General features: G+C 43.4%; 5 protein-coding genes, 1 tRNA gene and 2 rRNA genes. 5 read left to right on the forward strand and 3 right to left on the reverse strand.

Annotated elements, in window-relative coordinates; all coding sequences use genetic code 11:
- The first annotated feature begins 92 nt into the window (after positions 1-92).
- The 5 genes from glnA to add all read left to right on the forward strand — a co-directional run bounded on the left by glnA (position 93) and on the right by add (position 6,128).
- Entirely contained in the window at positions 93-1,502 is a 1,410-nt protein-coding gene (gene glnA / locus AACS00_RS14125) for a glutamate--ammonia ligase (protein WP_110167773.1), read from the forward strand.
- Positions 1,503-1,721: 219 nt separating this feature from the next.
- Positions 1,722-2,267 (forward strand): DUF4124 domain-containing protein, encoded by a 546-nt coding sequence (locus tag AACS00_RS14130; protein WP_110167774.1) that lies wholly within the window; start codon positions 1,722-1,724, stop codon positions 2,265-2,267.
- 237 nt (positions 2,268-2,504) lie between these two features.
- Positions 2,505-3,551 (forward strand): nitrogen regulation protein NR(II), encoded by a 1,047-nt coding sequence (glnL, locus tag AACS00_RS14135; RefSeq protein WP_110167775.1) that lies wholly within the window; start codon positions 2,505-2,507, stop codon positions 3,549-3,551.
- Between the two features lie 39 nt (positions 3,552-3,590).
- On the forward strand, positions 3,591-4,997 hold the full coding sequence (gene glnG, locus AACS00_RS14140) for a nitrogen regulation protein NR(I) (RefSeq protein WP_110167776.1): 1,407 nt from the start codon (positions 3,591-3,593) through the stop codon (positions 4,995-4,997).
- A 126-nt stretch (positions 4,998-5,123) separates the two neighbouring features.
- Positions 5,124-6,128 carry an adenosine deaminase gene (gene add / locus AACS00_RS14145; protein ID WP_110167787.1) on the forward strand — a complete coding sequence of 335 codons (1,005 nt, stop codon included), beginning with the start codon at positions 5,124-5,126 and terminating at the stop codon, positions 6,126-6,128.
- Between the two features lie 172 nt (positions 6,129-6,300).
- Here add and AACS00_RS14150 read toward each other — a convergent pair.
- The 3 genes from AACS00_RS14150 to AACS00_RS14160 all read right to left on the reverse strand — a co-directional run.
- Positions 6,301-6,377, reverse strand: a tRNA-Asp gene (locus AACS00_RS14150).
- An 85-nt stretch (positions 6,378-6,462) separates the two neighbouring features.
- Positions 6,463-6,578 (reverse strand): 5S ribosomal RNA (rrf, locus tag AACS00_RS14155).
- A gap of 106 nt (positions 6,579-6,684) precedes the next feature.
- A 23S ribosomal RNA gene (locus AACS00_RS14160) occupies positions 6,685-6,791 on the reverse strand; the annotation flags it as partial.

A 6,791-nucleotide genomic window follows, 5' to 3' on the forward strand; every position in this document is an offset into this window, starting at 1 on the left:
CAGATTAAGCTTGATGAGAAACCATTAATCTGTGCTGATTTCATTTTGATTCGAGCCCAAACCGCTTTATTTAACACTGGAGGTTATCCAAGATGTCAGTAGAAAACGTACTATCGCTGATCCAAGAAAACGAAGTTAAGTTTGTTGACTTACGCTTTACCGATACAAAAGGCAAAGAGCAACATATCTCTATTCCTGCTCACCAAATCGACGCAGACTTCTTCGAAGAAGGTAAGATGTTCGATGGTTCATCTGTTGCTGGCTGGAAAGGAATCAATGAATCTGACATGGTGATGATGCCTGATGCATCCAGTGCCGTTCTTGACCCATTCACCGATGATGTCACTCTCAATATTCGCTGTGATATTCTTGAACCAGCCACGATGCAAGGTTATGACCGTGACCCACGTTCTATTGCGAAACGTGCCGAAGACTATATGCGCTCAACCGGTATTGCTGATACGGTTCTTGTCGGTCCAGAGCCAGAGTTCTTCCTTTTTGATGACGTAAAATACACCAACAGCATGTCTGGTGCCTCATTCAAAATTGATGATGTCGAAGCTGCTTGGAACACTGGCGCAGAAATTGAAGGTGGTAACAAAGGTCACCGTCCAGGCGTAAAAGGCGGCTATTTCCCAGTTGCTCCAGTAGACTCATCACAAGATATCCGTTCTGCGATGTGCTTGATCATGGAAGAAATGGGCTTAGTCGTTGAAGCGCACCACCATGAAGTGGCAACCGCTGGTCAAAACGAAATCGCGACTCGCTTTAACACGCTCACCACAAAAGCAGATGAGATCCAAATTTACAAATACGTGGTGCATAACGTTGCACATGCATTTGGCAAAACCGCGACCTTTATGCCGAAACCTTTAGTTGGTGATAATGGATCAGGTATGCACGTACACCAATCGCTAGCGAAAGATGGCGTCAATCTATTTGCTGGTGATAAATACGGCGGTCTTTCTGATCTTGCTCTGTATTATATCGGCGGCATTATCAAACACGCTCGCGCGATTAATGCTTTCGCGAACCCATCAACTAACTCGTACAAACGCCTTGTCCCAGGGTTTGAAGCACCGGTGATGCTAGCTTATTCAGCGCGTAACCGTTCGGCATCGATCCGTATCCCTGTCGTACCAAGTCCGAAAGCACGTCGTATCGAAGCTCGCTTCCCAGACCCAGCAGCTAACCCATATCTTGCGTTTGCAGCTCTGCTTATGGCAGGCCTAGATGGCATTAAAAATAAAATCCATCCTGGTGAAGCAATGGACAAGGATTTATACGATTTACCCGCAGAAGAAGCGGCGGAGATCCCAAAAGTTGCTGAATCTTTGGAAGTCGCACTAAAAGCTCTCGACGAAGATCGTGAGTTCCTCACTGCAGGAGGCGTATTCTCTGATGATTTCATTAATTCTTATATCACACTGAAATCAAAAGATGTTGAGCGTGTTAACATGGCCGTTCACCCGCTTGAGTTTGAACTTTATTATTCGGTGTAATCAACACCGAATGTAAATCTACGCTTATTTTGCAACGTAATACTAGGCTCGCCTCGCAGGTGGGCCTTTTGTTTATTTGGCTTTCCCTCCATTGACCTTAACATCGTCAGTATCTCACCAAGCAGGAGCATAATCGTCAGACTTAGCACTAAAAGAGGTGATCATTAATGCCATTGCACCACTTCCGAGCAAAGAAGCCGCAAAATAATAGAGGTAAAAATGAATCCTATATTTATCGTGTGTTTACTTATCTACAGCGTAGTACTGTCAATCACTAGCCATGCACAAACGGTATACGTTTGGGAAGATGAACACGGGATAGTTCATTTTAGTGATTTTGCTCAGAGTCCACATGCTCAATTAATTACCTTATCAGTCGACGATCATCCTGCTCCCGAGCCTCAATTTAGTGAAGCAATACCAGTTGATGAAACCCTACCAAACAAAGCCTCTCAACCTAGCAGCTCCCAGTTGCCAGCCTTAGGACTACAGATAGTCTCGCCACTTGATCAACAAACGATTCGTGATAATCAAGGACGTATTAAAGTTGTCGTTGAATTAAGTCGCCCTTTGACAACCGATCAGCACCTACAACTGATGCTTAATAACCAAGTCTATGGCGCACCTAATACGCAAAATTATTGGGAGTTAAAAAATATCGATCGAGGTGAACATCGTTTGATGATTCAAGCAATTGAAAACGGCAAGGTTATTGCATCAACCGTTCCTGTAACGGTTTATTTACATCAAGCCAGGCGACATTAGTCAGTCATTGTGCGAGTTATTCACTGAACAAATAACCGTAGAATATTGATATATCATGCTTTATTGATGTAAAAGGATGACAAAACAAAATCAGCCAATATCGCTGTACCTTGGTAGTCATCATAAATAAATACTCTCGCTTTTATTTAAGCTTTTGCTTTTTATTCCGTTGCGCCATACTGAACCATCCTTCGCACCAAAGTGGTGCAACAAATTAATGGCTAATAGGATGCTGCTGTGAATCTAGATCGAAGTGAAGCGATACTAAATAATCTCGTCACCGCGACATTATTACTTGATGAGAACTTATCTGTCCGCTATGCAAACTCAGCCGCAGAGCAGCTCTTCTCACAAAGTGCTAAACGCATTCTTCATCAATCATTGTCTACACTGGTACAACATGCCTCTCTTGATCTCGCTTTATTAACTCAACCACTACAAAGCGGGCAAAGCATCACCGATAGTGACGTCACATTTGTTGTAGATGGTAAGCCACTGATGTTAGAAGTCACCGTCAGTCCTTTTTCATGGCAAAAAGAACTCTTGTTATTGGTTGAGATGAGAAAGATTGGTCAGCAGCGGCGTTTAACACAAGAACTCAATCAACATGCCCAACAACAAGCAGCCAAATTGCTAGTCCGAAGTTTGGCTCATGAAATTAAAAATCCATTGGGAGGATTACGCGGCGCAGCGCAACTACTCGAAAGAATGCTGCCAAATCGTGAACTAACCGAATATACGCAAATCATTATTGAACAAGCCGATCGTTTAAGAACATTAGTCGATAGGCTGCTTGGTCCTCAGAAACCGGGCAAAAAAACACATGAAAATTTGCATGTTATTCTAGAAAAAGTAAGGCAATTAATCGAATTAGAAGTCAGCCACTCAATCATTATTGAACGAGATTATGACCCGAGCCTACCAGAGCTACTGATGGATACCGATCAAATTGAACAGGCATTACTGAATATTGTTAGTAATGCTGCACAAATTCTCGCTCATCAACCTCATGGAATGATTACGCTTCGCACCAGAACCGTACATCAAGCGAATATTCATGGTCATCGCCACAAGTTAGTCGCGCGGATTGAAATCATCGATAATGGGCCGGGCATACCACCTGAACTGCAAGATACTCTATTTTATCCTATGGTCAGTGGTCGAGAAGGAGGAACGGGATTAGGACTGTCCATCTCACAAAACCTGATCGATCAGCATAATGGCAAGATTGACGTCGAAAGCTGGCCAGGACGTACCGCATTTACAATTTATTTACCTATTTAACCTGATCAGGATCCGGTCAAATAAAAAAGGAGAACAAACATGAGCAAAGGATACGTCTGGGTGGTTGATGATGATAGCTCAATTCGCTGGGTTCTAGAAAAAACCTTAGCTGCTGCCAATATACAATGTGAAACCTTTTCTGATGCAGAAAGTGTCTTAATGGCTTTAGAAAGAGAAACGCCGGATGCACTTATCTCGGATATTCGTATGCCTGGAATGGACGGGATTGAACTACTTAACCAAATCCACTCTCGTATACCAGAATTACCGGTCATCATCATGACTGCCCATTCAGATTTGGATGCCGCAGTGAATGCGTATCAAAAAGGCGCTTTTGAATACCTTGCCAAACCTTTTGACGTCGATGAAGCGGTCACTTTAGTTGAACGAGCAATTGCACACGGCCAAGAACAGCGCACTACTCAAGTACAGCAAACCATCTCAACCTATAGAGCGCCTGAAATTATTGGCGAAGCTCCTGCAATGCAGGAGGTGTTTCGAGCAATTGGCCGACTTTCCCGTTCCTCAATTTCAGTTCTCATAAATGGTGAGTCAGGAACTGGTAAAGAACTGGTTGCCCATGCTTTACACCGTCATAGCCCTAGAGCACAGAAACCATTTATCGCACTTAATATGGCTGCGATTCCGAAGGATTTAATTGAATCCGAACTGTTTGGACACGAAAAAGGCGCATTCACTGGAGCAAACAATGTCCGTCAAGGTCGCTTTGAACAAGCCAATGGAGGAACGCTCTTTCTTGACGAAATCGGTGACATGCCACTTGATATACAAACACGATTATTAAGAGTCCTTTCTGATGGGCAATTCTATCGTGTTGGCGGACACTCAGCTTTAAAAGTTGATGTCCGAATAGTAGCGGCAACCCATCAGCATTTAGAAAAATTAGTCCAACAGGGAAAATTTCGTGAAGACCTATTTCATCGCCTCAATGTTATCCGAATTCAAATCCCAGCTTTGCGCGAGCGACGACAAGATATTGAAAAACTAACTAAACACTTCTTAGCATTAGCTGCCGAAGAGCTCAGTGTAGAAATAAAAACATTACACCCTAAGAGTATTGAAATTCTTAACCGATTAGATTGGCCAGGTAACGTCAGACAACTAGAAAATATGTGTCGATGGTTGACAGTAATGGCAAGCGGTAGCGAAGTATTACCAAGCGATTTTCCACCAGAGCTTCTTGAGCAACATAAAGTCGTAGAGACAACAAAGGATCTCCATTGGCAAGATCAGCTTGAAATGTGGGCAAGAAGCGCCTTAGCGGCTGGAGAGACAGACCTTCTAGCACATGCACAACCAGAGTTTGAGCGCATATTATTAGAAGTGGCGTTAGATCATACCCATGGCCATAAGCAAGATGCAGCCAAAGTCTTAGGTTGGGGGCGTAATACCTTAACACGTAAATTAAAAGAACTTTATTCGTAAACAATCAACACGTTCAGTAAACAAGAACAAAATAAAAACGAATTGTGCAGATTCCCGAGCTGGTATTGCTGACAGACATGCGTTTGGTTTTTATACTTGATTGATACTATGACCTGGAAAAATGCCATGATAACCAAAAACTTCCCTCTTACAGATTTACATCGCCACTTAGATGGCAACATACGTACTCAAACCATCCTCGACTTAGGCCGTAAATTTAATGTCCCCTTGCCAGCGAATACGGTGGAGGGTTTAACACCTTATGTCCAAATTGTTGAAGCAGAGCCTTCACTGGTTGCATTTTTATCCAAATTAGATTGGGGAGTTGCAGTACTAGGCGATTTAGATGCTTGTCGTAGAGTCGCCTATGAAAATGTAGAGGATGCTTTACATGCTCAAATTGATTATACGGAATTACGTTTTTCACCTTACTATATGGCGATGAAACACAATCTACCCATTGCTGGTGTAGTAGAAGCAGTCGTAGATGGTGTAAAAGCGGGTGTTCGCGACTTTGGAGTTCAAGCTAATCTGATTGGGATAATGAGCCGAACTTTTGGAACTGAAGCATGCCATAAAGAATTAGAAGCGATTCTTAGCCAAAAAGAGCATATTGTCGCTGTCGATCTTGCAGGAGATGAACTGGGACAGCCTGGAGAACGATTCGTCCAGCATTTTAAACAAGTCAAAGATGCGGGGTTACATGTCACGGTTCACGCTGGAGAAGCGGCAGGCCCTGAAAGTATGTGGCAGGCGATCAAAGAATTAGGCGCGATACGTATTGGCCATGGTGTAAAAGCTATTCACGATCCTAAGCTAATGGATTATCTTGCAAAACATCAAATTGGTATTGAATCTTGTCTCACTTCGAATATTCAAACCAGTACCGTTGAAAGCTTAGAAAAACATCCAATTAAACGCTTTTTAAACCATGGTATCTTAGCCTGTCTTAACACCGACGATCCAGCAGTAGAGGGAATAGAGCTTCCTCACGAATATCACGTCGCTGCTCCTCAAGCCGGACTAAGCAACGAACAAATTTATCAGGCGCAGAAGAATGGCGTAACACTTGCCTTCTTGTCTGAAAGAGAGAAAAAGGCATTAATCGATAAAGTGGCGACTCGGTGCTAGGTGCCATGCACATATGAAAAAGTAAAAAGGTCGAGAGGATTCGACCTTTTTATTGGAATTTGATTAAAGCTTTCTGAATAATAGACACAAAATCACGAGGACAACTTCTCGTTATAGCTCAGTTCGGCTCATAAAAAAAACCCCAGCATTGCTGCTAGGGATTCTTTATCAGTGGCGGAGCGGACGGGACTCGAACCCGCGACCCCCGGCGTGACAGGCCGGTATTCTAACCAACTGAACTACCGCTCCACATTGTCTGTTACTCGATAAAGTCTGATTGGCTGCTTTATTGAGTTTGTGTCTTCAGACCTTAGGTCTAAAAACCAGTATTAAAGCCTGGCGATGTTCTACTCTCACATGGGGAGACCCCACACTACCATCGACGCTGTTTCGTTTCACTTCTGAGTTCGGCATGGAGTCAGGTGGGTCCAAAACGCTATGGTCGCCAAGCAAATTCTTTTTCTCTAATCTCTAGAGAATAATCTGGAAAGCTGTTTCTCGTTTTCTACACATTCAATGCGCTACATTGAGTCCATCAAAACCCCTTCGGTGTTGTATGGTTAAGCCTCACGGGCAATTAGTACAGGTTAGCTCAACGCCTCACAGCGCTTACACACCCTGCCTATCAACGTTCTAGTCTCGAACAACCCTTTAGGACACTTA

This window comes from Vibrio sp. 11986-1-5 (assembly GCF_963878025.1).
Lineage (GTDB): Bacteria > Pseudomonadota > Gammaproteobacteria > Enterobacterales > Vibrionaceae > Vibrio > Vibrio injensis.